Annotated in this window: 10 protein-coding genes and 2 pseudogenes; 3 read left to right on the forward strand and 9 right to left on the reverse strand. The window is 59.2% G+C overall.

What is annotated here, in order from left to right:
* The first annotated feature begins 109 nt into the window (after positions 1 to 109).
* Both ocd and rocF read left to right on the forward strand, forming a co-directional pair.
* Positions 110 to 1216 (forward strand): ornithine cyclodeaminase, encoded by a 1107-nt coding sequence (ocd, locus tag V8Z78_RS19300; protein ID WP_349731918.1) that lies wholly within the window; start codon positions 110 to 112, stop codon positions 1214 to 1216.
* A gap of 13 nt (positions 1217 to 1229) precedes the next feature.
* A complete protein-coding gene (gene rocF / locus V8Z78_RS19305; protein WP_280030893.1) occupies positions 1230 to 2183 on the forward strand; it encodes an arginase in 954 nt (317 codons plus the stop codon).
* A 527-nt stretch (positions 2184 to 2710) separates the two neighbouring features.
* Here the strand turns inward: rocF and V8Z78_RS19310 are convergent.
* The 8 genes and pseudogenes from V8Z78_RS19310 to phnC form a co-directional block, all read right to left on the reverse strand.
* Positions 2711 to 3601 (reverse strand): methylenetetrahydrofolate reductase, encoded by an 891-nt coding sequence (locus tag V8Z78_RS19310; RefSeq protein ID WP_227472608.1) that lies wholly within the window; start codon positions 3599 to 3601, stop codon positions 2711 to 2713.
* Positions 3602 to 3704: 103 nt separating this feature from the next.
* Positions 3705 to 4373: an epoxyqueuosine reductase QueH gene (locus V8Z78_RS19315; protein WP_003056085.1), complete on the reverse strand. Its 669-nt coding sequence runs from the start codon at positions 4371 to 4373 to the stop codon at positions 3705 to 3707.
* Positions 4370 to 4840 (reverse strand): annotated as a pseudogene (locus V8Z78_RS19320) (LysR substrate-binding domain-containing protein); the annotation flags it as partial. The pseudogene V8Z78_RS19320 and the gene V8Z78_RS19315, both read right to left, overlap by 4 nt.
* 70 nt (positions 4841 to 4910) lie before the next feature.
* A pseudogene (locus V8Z78_RS19325) lies at positions 4911 to 6449 on the reverse strand (IS3 family transposase).
* Positions 6450 to 7026: 577 nt separating this feature from the next.
* Complete coding sequence (locus V8Z78_RS19330) at positions 7027 to 8010, reverse strand: NAD(P)-dependent oxidoreductase (RefSeq protein ID WP_011517523.1); 984 nt, start codon at positions 8008 to 8010, stop codon at positions 7027 to 7029.
* 8 nt (positions 8011 to 8018) lie between these two features.
* Positions 8019 to 8819 (reverse strand): phosphonate ABC transporter, permease protein PhnE, encoded by an 801-nt coding sequence (gene phnE, locus V8Z78_RS19335; protein ID WP_003056093.1) that lies wholly within the window; start codon positions 8817 to 8819, stop codon positions 8019 to 8021.
* Positions 8816 to 9694: a phosphate/phosphite/phosphonate ABC transporter substrate-binding protein gene (gene phnD, locus V8Z78_RS19340; protein WP_003056094.1), complete on the reverse strand. Its 879-nt coding sequence runs from the start codon at positions 9692 to 9694 to the stop codon at positions 8816 to 8818. The genes phnE and phnD overlap by 4 nt, the downstream gene beginning before the upstream one ends.
* Entirely contained in the window at positions 9688 to 10527 is an 840-nt protein-coding gene (gene phnC, locus V8Z78_RS19345; RefSeq protein ID WP_003056095.1) for a phosphonate ABC transporter ATP-binding protein, read from the reverse strand. The genes phnD and phnC overlap by 7 nt, the downstream gene beginning before the upstream one ends.
* Positions 10528 to 10698: 171 nt before the next feature.
* Between phnC and V8Z78_RS19350 the strand changes: the two genes are divergently transcribed.
* Entirely contained in the window at positions 10699 to 11586 is an 888-nt protein-coding gene (locus tag V8Z78_RS19350) for a LysR substrate-binding domain-containing protein (protein ID WP_027011074.1), read from the forward strand.
* A 571-nt stretch (positions 11587 to 12157) separates the two neighbouring features.
* On the opposite strand, the gene V8Z78_RS19355 is transcribed toward V8Z78_RS19350, so the two are convergent.
* Positions 12158 to 15130: a Tn3 family transposase gene (locus tag V8Z78_RS19355; RefSeq protein ID WP_349731919.1), complete on the reverse strand. Its 2973-nt coding sequence runs from the start codon at positions 15128 to 15130 to the stop codon at positions 12158 to 12160.
* Position 15131 lies beyond the last annotated feature (1 nt).

The raw sequence follows: 15131 nt of genomic DNA on the forward strand, positions 1-15131 counted from the left end.
CAAGGCCGCACCCGACCCCGCAAGAGCAGTGCTCCCACGGCGACCGCAGGCTCTTCTCTCTGGCATTTGGCGCAAAAATCCTCAAAAATGAAGCCAAGGAGGAAGTCTCATGCCTGTTCCTCAAGCTCCGGCCGGCACACCATTCCGGACCGACTTTCTCAGTGCCAGCGACGCTGCCCGGCTGGTCGCGCGCGTCGGCATCACCCAGGTGCTGCGCCTGATCAACCAAGCCCTGGAGGCCGACTTCGGCCGCTGGCAGGACTTCGACAAAAGCGCGCGCACCGCCGCCCATTCAGCCAGCGGCGTGATCGAGCTGATGCCGGTGGCCGATGCGCGGGACTACGCCTTCAAATACGTCAACGGCCACCCGCACAATCCGCGCCTGGGCCTGCCCACCGTGATGGCTTTCGGCGCGCTGGCCGATGTCGCCACCGGCATGCCTCGCTTTGTCAGCGAGCTGACGCTGACCACGGCCTTGCGCACCGCCGCCACATCCGCCATGGCTGCGCGCCATCTGGCGCGCGCCGGCAACCGCAGCATGGCGCTGATCGGCAATGGCTCGCAAAGCGAATTCCAGGCTCTGGCCTTCATGGAGCTGCTGGGCGTGCGCGAGCTGCGCCTGTTCGACATCGACCCTGCGGCATCGCAAAAGCTGCTGCGCAACCTGCAGCCGTTCCTGCCCGGCTTTTGCGCCACGGCCATCGTCTGCACCAGCGTGCGGGACGCCGTGGCCGGCACGGACATCGTGACCACCGCCACCGCCGACAAGACCCGCGCCACCATCATCCCCGGACATTTGCTGGAGCCCGGCATGCATATCAATGCCGTGGGCGGTGATTGCCCCGGCAAGACCGAGTTCGATGCCAGCGCCCTGCAGCGTGCGCAGGTCTTTGTCGAGTACGAGCCGCAGACGCGCATCGAGGGCGAGCTGCAGCAAATGCCCGCCGACTTTGCCGTGACCGAGCTCTGGCGCGTGCTGCAGAAGCTGGCGCCGGGCCGGACATCGGATGCCCAGATCACCCTGTTCGACTCCGTGGGCTTCGCGCTGGAGGACTACTCGGCGCTGCGCACCATGCATAGCCTGGCACGAGGCGCTGGCCTGCTGTCACAGATCGAGCTGGTGCCGGAGCTCGCCGACCCCAAGGATCTGTTTGCCATGGTGAGACAGGCAGCCAATCCCCAGATCATCAATCTTGCGGCCCGTAAGACGGCCTGAAGCGGAGCGGCTCATGGCATACACATCGTCCACACTGATCGGTCTACCCACCGATATCGGCGCCTCGCGCCTGGGCGCGGCCATGGGGCCCGATGCCCTGCGTGTAGCCCAGCTGGGCCCGGCTCTGGAACGGCTGGGCGTGCAGGTCAGCGATCTTGGCAATCTGAGCGGCCCCGCCAACCCGCGTGGCGCGCGCGATGCCCAGGGTCTGCGCAATCTGGCCGAATGCCTGAGCTGGAACCGGATCGCCCATGACGCAGTGCTGCAGGTGCTGCAGCAAAACCGGCTACCCATACTGCTGGGTGGCGACCATACGCTTGCCACAGGCTCCATCAGCGCCGTGGCCCGCCATTGCCGCGCCACGGGCAAGCAGCTGCGCGTGCTCTGGCTGGATGCCCACTCGGATTGCAATACCCCCGAAAGTTCGCCCACGGGCAATCTGCACGGCATGCCGGTTTCAAGCCTCTGCGGACTGGGACCGGCGGAACTGGCCTCGCTGTCGGGCACGACTCCCGCCCTGCCTGCCTCATCGTTCTGCCAGATCGGCCTGCGCAGCGTGGACGAGAGCGAAAAGCACATGATCCGAGAGCTGGGGCTGGAGGTCTACGACATGCGGGCCATTGACGAGCTGGGCATGCGTGAAGTGATGCGCCGCGCCCTGGTCAGCCTGCTGGGACGCAACGACAGAGACATCCATCTGCATCTGAGCTTTGACGTGGACTTTCTCGATCCTGACATTGCTCCCGGCACCGGCACGCCGGTACGCGGCGGACCCACCTACCGCGAGGCCCAGCTGTGCATGGAAATGATTGCCGACTCCGGCCGTCTTGCCTCGCTGGACATTGTGGAGCTCAACCCGGCGCTGGACCTGCGCAACCAGACGGCGGAGCTGGTGGTGGATCTGGTGCAAAGCCTGTTTGGCCAGAGCACGCTGATGCGCGAGCCTCGCGGCGTGCTGCAATGCTGAGCGGCCGGTCTGGGTCTGGCGCGAGGCCATGAAAAATGTCCGCTGTCAAGTCTTTGATGTAGACGGACAGTTCCGTAAAAGGTCTTATGGAATAACAGGTTAGTCCATATTTTGGTCGCTACGCATCCTTGCTGATTTGCGAGCTAGGTGCCACATAGGCGCTTTGCAGTGGCAAACGTAAGGATGTCTCAGCGAGCAAAGTCGCATCATCAAAGTTTCGGTCTATCACCATCTTCCTACAGAAGGCAGTTCGAGAAGGGCGTTTATCGTGTTTGCCCCCCCAATCTGCCAATCGATAGCTCGCACCGTCGAAGCCGATGATGCGGGCGATCCATTTCGATGTGGCACTTGCGCCTGCGTCCGGTGATGTTGGCCGCGTGTGTCCTGTGCCAATGGGATCGCGCCCATGGGGCGCTTGCGCAACGCGAAGGCTGAGGCGGGCGGTAGGATGCTCTCGAAGCGTTCGCCCCAACGAGGTCTGCTTCTATGGGGCATGCCAGTGCAAGCGACTGCTGGAGGCGCAGTAATCACATGGGAGCCGTGTCGATGGGTTGTTCAGGCTCGGCACGCGAGCAGTACTGCTCTACCCACTTCACGGACTGAGCGATGCCTCCGAATGGAAAGAAATGCAGGCTCACCTTTCCATGTGCTTCGGTCAGGCGGGTGGTCAGACGATCCACAAAGAGATCCGGGCCTGCTATGCCGAACAGCTTGCTGATCGAGATGCCGTACTTGGACAACATCGACGCGCATGCGCTAACGCCACACAAGGCGGCATAGCGCGCCAGCACCGCCACGCCTGCAGGGCCCGGCACGCCCACGCGTACGGGATGTTCGACGCCACGCCCGCGCAGGGCTTCCAGCCAGGCCAGCACGATGTCGGCATCGAAGGCAAATTGCGTGACGATCAAGGGCGCCATGCCGCGCCCTTCGATGCAGCGACACTTGTGTTCGAGCACTTTCCAACGATCAGATGTGCTCATGACCGGATGGCCCTCGGGATGGCCACCCACGCCGACCATCTGAATGCCCGAGCGCTCGAACACGCCTGATTCGATCAGTGAGGAGCTGTCGGCAAACGGCCCCAGCGGGGTGGACGGATCTCCAGCGATCACGAAGCAACGCTTGACGCCGGCTTCCGCGACCGCGCGCTGGATGAACGACTCCAGTTTTGCGAACGAGGCGATACGGCGTGCAGCGAGGTGAGGCATGGGCTCAAAGCCGAGTCCGCGAACGGCCTGCGCTGCGGCCAGTCGCGCGTCGTTGTCCTGGTTCGCCAGGTAGGGAATGGAAATGGTTGACCCGGGCAATACACGCGGCGCCGCTGCGGTCAGCGCAGAGATATCCTTCGCGTTGACCTCTAACGAATAGGCGTCGGTGATGTTGCCGATGGGCTTGGACTTGTCGGAATGAAGCAAGGGGCTTGCCATATCTGGCGACTGTTGGGAGAGTTCCGACCCGCCAGCGCTGATCGGGTCGGTTGGAAGCCATGGAGCGGCATCGCTCACCCGGCAAGGCGCGTCAATCTTTGGGGGGCTGTTCGTCACCGTAGAACGTCACGCCGAGCTGGATGCGCTCGCGGCCGCTTTCCACGCGGTGGCGGTTCGTGTCGCGCAGCGAGTAGACGCAGCCGCAGTATTCCTGTTGGTAGAAGTTCTCGCGCTTGCTGATCTCGATCATGCGCGCCGAGCCGCCGCCCTTGCGCCAGTTGTATTCCCAGTACATCAGGCCAGAGTACTTGGCCGCCGCACGCACGCCGCAGTCATTGATCTGCTGCATGTTCTTCCAGCGCGAGATGCCCAGGGAACTGGTGATCACCGGAAAGCCGTGCTCATGCGCATACAGCGCCGTGCGCTCGAAACGCATGTCGAAGCACATGGTGCAGCGCACGCCGCGTTCGGGCTCGTGCTCCATGCCCTTGGCGCGCTCGAACCAGTTGTCCCGGTCGTAGTCCGCATCGACGAAGGGCACGCCGAACTGCTCCGCGAAGCGGATGTTCTCGTTCTTGCGCAGCTCGTATTCCTTGAGCGGATGAATGTTGGGGTTGTAGAAAAAGATGGTGTAGTCAATGCCCGAGGCCAGCATGGCCTCCATGACCTCGCCTGAGCACGGCGCGCAGCACGAATGCAGCAGCACCTTGTCGTGGCCTCCGGGCAGCGCAAGCGCTTTGCGTTCGACGGTGGTGTTCATCCCTTGGCTCCTTGGGCAATAGCGGTGGTGGCAGTTGCAGGCTGGCGGGCCAGTTCGACGAAGGCCCGCACGTAGTCAATGGCGGTATCCGCCTCGCGTGCGCCCAGGAAGATCTGCTTGGCAATACCGCGCGCGCCCAGCCGCACAGGCACCACGTCCATCCTGGCCGCATATTCCTCGACCAGCCAGCGCGGCAGCGCGGCGACACCGCGGCCGCTGGCCACCATCTGCACCATGATGTCGGTGGTTTCGATGGCTTTGTGGCGCTTGGGCGTCACGCCGGCCGGCAACAGGAACTGGCTGTAGATGTCCAGGCGTTCGATGTCCACGGGGTAACTGATGAGCACTTCCCGGGTCAGCTGCTGGGGCTTCACGTAGGCCGTAGAAGCCAGGGGGTGGTCTTTGGCCACGACCAGCACCTGCTCGTAGTCGAACACGGGTTCGAACTTCAGCCCCGGCTTGAACAGCGTGTTGATTTCCACCCAGAAGTGACCCACTAGCCCCCGGTGGGGGTGCGGATAAAAACTTGGACTGGTTTTATGCGGCTAGGCCAAGTTTGTGCTGGTATTCCACAGGACTTAAACGTCCCAGAGATACCTTGATACGTTTTTCGTTGTATCAACGAATGTACGCATCGACAGCTTCAATGAACTGCTCAATCGTTGTTGATTGCCAGTTGTTGGGATAGAACAGCTCCATCTTTAGCCTTCCAAAAAAGCCTTCGCACGCAGCGTTGTCTGGTGAGCACCCTTTGCGAGACATCGAGCGAGTCAACTTTGCATCATGGACCCTCGAGAGCCAGCCTGGCCAGCGGTAGTGAGCTCCACGATCAGAATGAATCACAGGGCGGCTCTCGCTGCCTTGAACAGCATCAATGGCCGCATCCAGCATTGTGTTGACGAGATGTGCGTTGGGATGAGTCCCAATCGACCAGCTCACCACCAGCCCGTCAAAGCAATCAATGACTGGCGACAGGTAAACCTTGCCAGCAGGAATCTGGAGTTCAGTAATGTCGGTGAGCCACTTCTCATTGGGCGCAGCGGCACGGAAGTCTCGATTGATGAGGTTTTGCGGGGCGGCACCTATCTCTCCAAGGTAGGAGTTATATCTGCGGCGTTTGGGCTTGGCCACGATCAACCCCTCCTGCTTCATCAGCCGACGAACCACCTTCTCTGAGATGCCCGTGCACTCCTTGAGCAGAGATGCCTGCACCCTGCGATATCCATAGCAACGGTAGTTGTTGTCGAAGATCTCTGTGATGCTTCGGCGTAAATCAACGTATTTGTCAGCCAGCTTCAGCCGAGCACGATGGTAAAAATACGAGCTTCTAGCAAGGCCAACAAGAGAAAGCAGTTCTGGCAATTCATACTGCCCGTGCAACGCTTCAACCAGCACAGCCTTATCTTTGTTTGCCAGCCTATGCAGATCAATGTCAGCCCCATTTTTTAAGATTTCATGGGCCTGCTTGAGAAGCTCACGTTCTATCTTCAGCCGCCGAACATCCTGGCGCAATGATTCAACTTGGCGCCTGAGTGCTGCTTCATCCAACACTGGCGATCGCTTTGGACTGTGTTTCATTGAGGCTGGGGCACAAGGGCCAAGCAACTGATTTTTCCAGTTGTACAAGGTCCCCCTACACACCCCTAACTTGTCCGCAATCTGCTGTGCACTTGATCGACGGGCACACAGCTGCACCACGCCCTCACACATCAAGGCATCAGGCTTTGTAGCCGGCCAAGATCTGCCTACTCTCGATTTGCAGGTGTCAGGGCAGTCTTGCCGAACCCACGCAGTCAACGTTCCTCGACCCGGATAACCCAAAGCCCTCATCGTTGCAGCAATACAGCGATCATGGGCGAGGTAATGAGCAATAGCCACCTGCCTTTGCTGCAGCGAATATTTTGGTGCTCTTGGAGCTTGGCTTGCTGGCAAATCCTGATGCTTCAGGTAGTGCTGATACCAGCCTTTCAATGCGTTCTTGGTTGGGTACCCCAACTGGCGAATCGTGGCTCTGACACGCAAGCCAAGCTTGATGTAAAGCGCAACTGCACGAATCCTGTCTGCGTATGAGTACATGAACTACCTCCCCTGGTAGTCCAAGTTTTTGTCCGCATCCCCGGCGGGTCAGTTCTGCGTGGAAATCAACAGCCTAGATTCATTGAGATGCATCAAAGCAGTCTATCGGCGACAACGCACCTCGTCGTCTGCGTGAACTCTAAGGCAGACCCTAAAGGGGCGAGGGAGACACTTTCGGCGGTGCATCTCAACACTCTGCGCAGTGCGGTTGTATTAGACCTAGGGTTCAGCCGTGCAGTCCAAGAACTCGCAAAGCAGCGTCACCTCTACTACGAGCCGAATGTAATGACCTCAGCTGAAACGTCCTGGGTTGAAACCACTATCAGAGGCCAAGAACGATCAGTGTTGTAGCCTGACCCCTCGAAGTATCTGGTGTTTGCCATGCGCCCATTTGGGCTTACCCCATGAGCTGCGCCGTGCAGAGAACATCATCGCTAAACCACTTCGATGATGACTCAAGTCATTTCCCCTTGGCGAGCAGGATGGCATCACACGGGCAGGTTGCACCCAGCCATAGGACATAGGCTCTGAAGCCGCGCCCATTTCAGCTGGCGTGCAAACCGCCGAGCAACCATACCTATGCTGCCGCGCTGGCCTCGACAGCAACATCACTCAAACTCTCGCCCCTGAGTGAGCGGACTAGGTTCTCAGCAGCCCGCATTTCAATTTCGAACCGTACGCGTCTCACAGCCGAGCCGATGTGGGGAGTGAGTACTGTTCTGGCGTTGTTGGTCAATCCCGGATGAATTTCGCGAGGTCTGTCTGGAAGTAGCCAATCTTCCATCTCATAGACGTCAGCGGCGTACGCGCCAAGTTGCTCATTCGCCAAGGCATCGACAACCGCCCTTTCGTCGACCACAGACCCCCTACCCACGTTTACAAGGATCTGGCCCTTTTTCGATAGTTGAAGCATCCTGGAGTCAACCAGGTGGCGCGTATCGCTAACAAGAGGCACTGCCAGGAACACATAGTCCGATGTGCTGACAGCCTCATCAAGCGTGACCAGTTCGACCTGATCTAGACGCACACTTGGGTCTACACCAAGCAGCCGCGCGCAGCCAAAGCCCGCGAGTCGCGCCAATATGGCCTGCCCAACTTTTCCGAGACCGATCACGCTGGCCACCGACCCATGAAGCCCGGTTCCGTATAGAGCTGGCCTCCACCCAGAGTAGCCTGCTCTTGTAGCGGCGTCACCCTGAAGCACGTTCCTGCCAGCAGCAATAGCCAATCCGATGGCCAGCTCGGCTGTGGGCTCTGTGAGGAGGTCAGGAACAAAGGTGACGCTCACCCCGGCTTGTGCGCAAGCCCTCAGGTCGAAGTTGTCGTACCCCTTGAGTGCACAGGAGATGGTCTTGAGCCTGGGAGCGTTCAGCAGCGACTCTTTGGTCACACTGTCTGTCATGAAGGCCATCATGGCATCAGCATCCACGAGGTACTCCCTGAGCTGGCTGGGGCTCCAGGGGTCAGGCCCTGGATTCATGATGACCTCACCCTCAGCCTGGAGCTTCCTTAGAACCTCTTCATGAACTGGCTGCGTTACGACGATTTTCCGATGATTCATTTTTCGATTTACTTGAGACGCTTTCGCAGCATCGATCCAATGCTGTCAACCACGAGGACACAGGCAAGAATCGACAGAAGGATGGCTGAGACCTCGTCATACTTGACAAGGCGAAGTGCTGCCATCAGCTCGAAGCCGATGCCACCTGCACCGACAATGCCAAGTACTGCGGAGGCCCTGAAGTGGTACTCCCAGCGATAGATGGTTATGTCTGCCAACTGTGGAAGGACTTGGGGGATAACGGCATGCGAGATGACCTGAAAGCGGCTTGCGCCTACCGCAGCAGCTGCTTCAAGTGGCTTCGGATCCACGTGCTCAATGGCTTCCGCGTAAAACTTTGCGACCATTCCCGTGGAATGCAACGCTAGTGCGAGCACCCCAGGTAGAGCACCAAACCCTACGGCTGCCACGAACAGAATGCCAAGAATGATTTCTGGCACGGACCGGAATGCCGCCAGGATGACTCTGGCCACTCTTCCCACCAAAGGATTGGGGGTGGTGTTTGGAGCCGCCAGGAGCGCCAGCGGAAGTGAAAGCACGATAGTCAGTGCTGTGCCGGCAATCGACATCGCCAAGGTGTCCCTCAGCGGGATGACCCAGTGCTCCCAGCGGTCGAAGTTGGGAGGGACCATCTCAGATGAGAGCTGCTTGACAGCCGGGGCGCCTTCGATGAACCGCTGTGCATCGAAGAACCCCGTGACGTACAGGGCTACAAGGCAAACCAGAAGGACGAACGCTGTATTGCGCAGTCCAATGAACTGCTCCCGCTTGTCGCGACTGATGATGTTCTCGAATGCAGCCGAGGTCATTGCATACGGCCCAAATCAAGCTTCAGGATGGTTGCGGTATCCCTAAGGACGTCATATGCAGCGTCATCAGTGGCGGCAAACGCCTGGACACGAAACGCCTTGAGCACCTCAGCATCCTTCATGTCCAGAAAGGCAGAGCGGATGGCAGCTTTGAGCTCAGGCTTGAGGTCCCCCTGCATGACGACCGGATAGTTTGGAATGGGAGCAGAAAGGTCAAGCTGAACAATCTTCGTGGCATCAATGCTTCCTCGAGCGATGAGGTTGTCCAGAATCGGCTTGGACAGAGCCCCGGCTGGAATCTGACCCGACTGCACCGCACGTGCGACCGCGTCATGTGCCCCAAGGTGAACTGGCCGATAGTCCTTCTCACCATCAAGCTTGTACTTCTTGAGCAGGTGTGCACGTGGTGCAAGGTGGCTTGATGTGGACGCCTGGTCGCCAAATCCGAAGGGCTTGCCGCGCACGTCTTCAAGCGTTTTCACCGGCCCTCCGGCCGTTGCGATGAGGACCGACTGGTATGTGGGCGACCCACGTTCAACGCCCACCGCAAAGGGCTCAATCCCGGACGCCTTAGATTTGGCCAAAACGTACGAAAACGGTCCAAAGTACGCTACCTCAATCCGACCGAACCGCATTGCCTCGATCATCGAGGAGTAATCGGTAGTCACCACAATCTCAACATCCTTCTTGAGCTGCTGTTCAAGATAGCGCTTAAGAGGCTGCGCGTTCTGGATGATGCTGGCAGCGTTCTCATCTGGAAGAAGGGCGACACGAAGCTTTGATGGATCCTTTCCCTGCGCATGAGCCCACAGAGGAAGGAGTGCAGCAAAAGAAGCTGCGCTGACAACAAGAGAGAAGTTACGGCGATTCAGCATGGCAAGAGCTCCTTGGTTTGACTGGATTGAAGAGTTCGGGGGCTATCAGTGGACGCACTCGTGTTGGAAGCGTTGGACTGCTTTGCATAGAGGTTCCGCGCAACATCAGGACTCAGCTGCTCTGCCCTACCCTCGAATACAACAGCTCCCTGGCGGAGCCCAATGATTCGGTCTGCAAACGAGCGCGCGAGCTCCACCTGGTGAAGACTCACGATTGCGGTGAGGTGGTCCTTTTTGCAGATCTCATGCAACAAGGTGAGCACGCTATGTGCGGTTGCCGGGTCCAGGCTGGCAACAGGCTCATCGGCCAGCAGGATTCGTGGCTTCTGTATTAGCGCCCTAGCTATGCCTACGCGCTGCTGCTGCCCCCCAGACAAGGCATCAGCCCGGGAGAGCGCCTTTTCGAGCAGCCCGACACGCTCAATCACTGTGAGCGCCTCCAGCTTGTCCTTCTTGCTCCACGGCCATAGCGAAGCGAATGCACCCCTGTCACCGAGCTTTCCCATCAGAACATTCCTGAGGACCGACTGACGTCCAATCAGATGATGCTGCTGGAAAACCATCCCACAGCGCTTGCGGTGCTCTCTCAGCGTCTTTGCGTTGACTACCCCACCTGCCAGGCCAGGTATCGATACCTCGCCTTTTGTGGGCAGCACCAGTCCATTGATGCTTCGTAACAAGGTGGACTTCCCTGCGCCCGAGGCGCCCAGAAGCACCAAAAACTCTCCCTGCTTCACATCCAGACTCGTCGGGTGCAAGGCCACGGTCGAGTCAACGTAGCGGACGGAAACACCCTTGAGACTCAGAACGTCTCGGTCCTTCTCCAACTTCATGTTGTTACCTTTGCAAGTTTCTGCCTGCGAGCAGCGCGAGAGCGCTTATGACGCACATTTGCCGCAGAAAGAAGTTCGATACGGCTAGGCATGCGTGCAGTTTGTTCGTGGAACGTGTCATCAATATGAAACTTGCACCCCGAAAAATAGGGGTATCTATAGATAACACCTATGTCTGGACTCACGCTACTTGCGGCTTTGAAAGCCTTTGATGCGACGGCAAGGGCCGGAAGCATGACTGCTGCTGCGAAGCTGCTTGATCTACAGCAGCCCACCATCTCAGCGCATATTCAGCGCCTGGAGAATGAGTACGGCGTGGAGCTTTTTCTTCGTCAAGGCCGCCGGCTTGAGCTGACTACCTTTGGCAGGACTCTGCTGGACTACACGCGGCGGGCATTCAGCGGCGAGGAAGATGCGCACGCCCTTTTGGCAGCAGCCAAAAACCGATTCGTCGGGCGTCTTGTGATTCACGCGATCGGCCCGTACAACGTAGTCCCTGTTCTGAAGGCCTTCGGGAGCCGCCATCCCCAGGTCGAGGTCTCTGTCCGTGTAGGCGACTCCCGCTCAATCACGGAAAAGCTCCTCGACTACCAGGGTGATGTCGGCGTGGTCCTCAATCACGCCGAGCACCCCGAACTCCATTGCATGCCATACAGGTCACAGCGCCTGGTGGTCTTTGCGAACCGAGAGCACGCCCTAGCCCGGTGCGGTGAGATAGTGCTCAAGGACCTTCAGAGCCAGCGCTTCGTCATACGTGAGGAAGGTTCAACGACAAGAAGAGTCTTCGAGAGCGAGCTAATTGCCCGCAATATCAACATCCAGGTTGCGCTGGAGATGGGAAGCCGGGAGGCTGTCCGCGAGGCAGTCGCACAAGGAATAGGACTAGGCGTCGTTGCCGAGACAGCCTATGTTCCAGATCCGCGTCTTGTGAAGCTGAAGATTCTGGATACAGCAATGGCCACCCACGTCGACTTCATCTGTCGTCGCGAACGACAGAACGCTCCGCTGATAGCAACGATTTTCGACTTGGCAAAAGAGGTGAGAAGAGGCCTGGCCTAAAGATTCACGAACTTGGCGACAGGGCCCGAGTGGATCATTCATGCCAAGCCTATCGTTAGCAGCCATGCTGTCAGTCAAACAGGCCTAGATGGCTGCGCCTGTGGGAAGTGACTCCGTTGGATCCACTCTTACTCTTCGTCGTAGCCAATACCGTTGGACCATCGACAAGCTCCCTGTACAGCTTGTATCTTGGAGCGACGTACGGAGTTAGGGGAGCGCTTGGCTACACGCTCGGCACCAGTCTTGGCTTCTCCATCGTCGTCACTACCAGCTCCGTGCTAGTCGCGGTTGCCTATGAGATTCCTGCTGGCGGGCAATTTGGCCTAAAGCTGTTCGCGTCTGGCTATACCGCGTGGATTGCAAGCAAGTGCTTGCGTACTGCCTGGACGTCCAGCCGTGATTCCACCAAGGCTCTTGCCTTCACCAAGCTTGGGGCCTATGACGGTGCCATTCAGCAACTCGCAAACCCACGAGGGTGGGCCCTCGCCACTGTCTCAGTGGTCGGGTTCTCCGACGCCCAAGTCCCACCGTTGATGGAGGGGTCGTCTCAGAAAACGGAAAATAAAGCACGCTAAGCCGGTGGCAGCGGTCGCAATGGCCTGAACTTCCCCGCACCGACCTTGGCACTGCTGCGCCATAGGTAATCGCCGGTCAGGTTGATATGCTCCCACCCCAGCGGTGACAGATATTGCAGCAACGTGTCGTCCAGCGCCTTGCCGTGGGCACGCAAAGCACTGGTGGCACGCTCCAGATAGACCGTGTTCCACAACACGATGGCCGCCGTCACCAGACTGAGGCCGCTGGCCCGGTAGCGCTGCTGCTCAAAACTGCGGTCGCGGATTTCACCCAATCGGTAGAAGAAGACCGCCCTGGCCAGCGCGTTGCGCGCCTCGCCCTTATTCAGCCCCGCATGGACGCGGCGGCGCAGCTCCACGCTTTGCAGCCAATCCAGAATGAACAGCGTGCGCTCGATGCGCCCCAGCTCGCGCAGGGCGACGGCCAAGCCGTTTTGGCGCGGATAGCTGCCGAGCTTGCGCAGCATCAGCGAGGCCGTCACCGTGCCCTGCTTGATCGAAGTGGCCAGCCGTAGGATTTCATCCCAATGAGCGCGAATAGCCTTGATGTTCAGCCTGTCGCTGCTAATCATCGGCTTAAGTGCATCGTAGGCAGTATCGCCCTTGGGAATGAACAGCTTGGTGTCGCCCAGGTCGCGGATGCGCGGCGCGAACCGGAATCCCAGAAAGTGCATCAGGCCGAACACATGATCGGTGAAGCCCGCCGTGTCGGTGTAGTGTTCCTCGATACGCAAGTCAGACTCGTGGTACAGCAGGCCATCGAGCACATAGGTCGAGTCGCGCAAGCCGACGTTGACCACCTTGGCGCTGAAGGGCGCGTATTGGTCGGAGATATGGGTATAGAACGTCCGCCCAGGGCTACTTCCATACTTCGGATTGATATGCCCGGTGCTCTCTGCCTTGCTGCCGGTTCGGAAGTTCTGGCCGTCCGACGATGACGTGGTGCCGTCGCCCCAGTTTCCGGCGAAGGGTTGTCGAAACTGTGCGTTCACCAGCTCGGCCAGCGCCGTCGAATAGGTTTCGTCGCGAACGTGCCAGGCTTGCAGCCAAGACAGCTTGGCGTAGGTGGTGCCAGGGCAGGACTCGGCCATCTTGGTGAGCCCAAGATTGATACCATCAGCCAGAATCGTCGTCATCAGCAAGGTTTTGTCCTTGGCCGTGTCGCCGGTCTTCAGGTGTGTGAAGTGGCGCGTGAAGCCCGTCCATTCATCGACCTCCATCAGCAACTCGGTGATCTTGAGGTGCGGCAGCAACATCGCCGACTGGTCAATCAAGGCTTGCGCGGCGTCTGGCACCGCTGCGTCCAGCGGCGTGATCTTCAGGCCCGATGCAGTGGTGATGATGGCATCCGGTAAGTCGTTGGTCGCCGCCATGCGGTTGACTGTGGCGAGTTGCGCCTCCAATAATTCCAGTCGGTCATGCAGATATTGGTCGCAGTCGGTGGCCACGGCCAGTGGCAATTCGCTGGCCAGCTTCAGGGTGGCGAACTTCTCGATCGGCACCAGGTATTCGTCGAAGTCCTTGAACTGGCGCGAACCCTGCACCCAAACATCACCAGAGCGCAGTGCGTTCTTCAGCTCCGACAGGGCGCATAACTCGTAGTAACGCCGGTCAATACCCTCGTCGGTCAGAACCAGCTTTGCCCAGCGCGGCTTGATGAATGCGGTTGGCGCATCGGCGGGCACCTTGCGCGCGCTGTCGCTGTTCATGCCGCGCAGCACGTCGATGGCATCGAGCACACCCTTGGCGGTGGGCGCGGCGCGCAGTTTGAGCACGTCCAGGAACTGCGGCGCATAGCGGCGCAGCGTGGCGTAACTCTCGCCGATATGGTGCAGGAAATCAAAATCGGCAGGCCGCGCCAGCGTTTGCGCCTCGGTGACGTTGGCGGCGAAGGTGTCCCACGGCATGACCGCTTCGATGGCGGCGAACGGATCGCCGCCGCTTTGTTTGGCTTCAATCAGCGCCTGACCGATGCGCCCATACATCCGCACCTTGTCGTTGATCGCCTTGCCGGAAGCCTGGAACTGCTGTTGATGCTTGTTCTTGGCCGCATTGAACAGCTTGCCGATGATGCGGTCGTGAAGGTCGATGATTTCATCAGTGACGGTGGCCATGCCCTCGATGGCCAGTGCTACCAAGGTGGCGTAACGCCGCTGCGACTCGAACTTGGCCAGGTCGGCGGGCGTCATCTGGCCGCCCTCGCGGGCGATCTTGAGCAAGCGGTTTTGGTGTACCTGCCGTTCGATGCCAGCAGGTAGGTCAAGCGCCTGCCAGGCTTTGAGGCGTTCGATGTGTTCAAGCATGTGGCGCGAGTTCGGCTTGGCGGGCGATTGGCGCAGCCACGCTAGCCACGTCATTTTGCTACCATCCTTGCGCTTGAGCAGTTCGTCCAGGCGCTGGCGATGGACAGGTATCAAGGAATCGGCCAATGCCGCATGGATGCTCCGGTTGGCACGGGTAATGGCCTCGGCGCTTGCGCGCTCGATGGCATTCATGGCGGGTAGGATGATGCTCTGCCGCCGCAGGTTTTCAACAAGGGTGCTGGCCAGCACAATGCCTTTGTCTGTTTGCAAGGCCAGTTCGGTCAGTGTATGCACGGCTTGCCGGTAGTGACTCATGGTGAAGGGCTTGAATCCAAACACCGTTTGCAGCTCGACCAAGTGCTCCCGCCGTGTCTGCTCGCGCTGGCCGTAATCGTTCCAGCTTTCCACCGGCACCTTGAGTTGTGCGGCCACCATGCGCAGCAGGGGCGGAAATGGAGGTTCATCGACGCCCAAGAAGATGCCAGGGAATCGCAAGTAGCAAAGCTGCACGGCGAAGCCCAATCGATTCGCGGCGCCGCGACGCTGACGGATCACCGACAGGTCGGTTTCGTTGAACGTGTAGTGCCGTATCAGTTCGTCTTTGGCATCTGGCAGTGCCAGCAGACTTTCGCGCTCGGTGGCGGACAGGATTGAGCGGCGTGGCATG

The sequence above is a fragment of the Comamonas sp. wu1-DMT genome (genome assembly GCF_040187805.1).
GTDB lineage: Bacteria > Pseudomonadota > Gammaproteobacteria > Burkholderiales > Burkholderiaceae_C > Comamonas > Comamonas thiooxydans.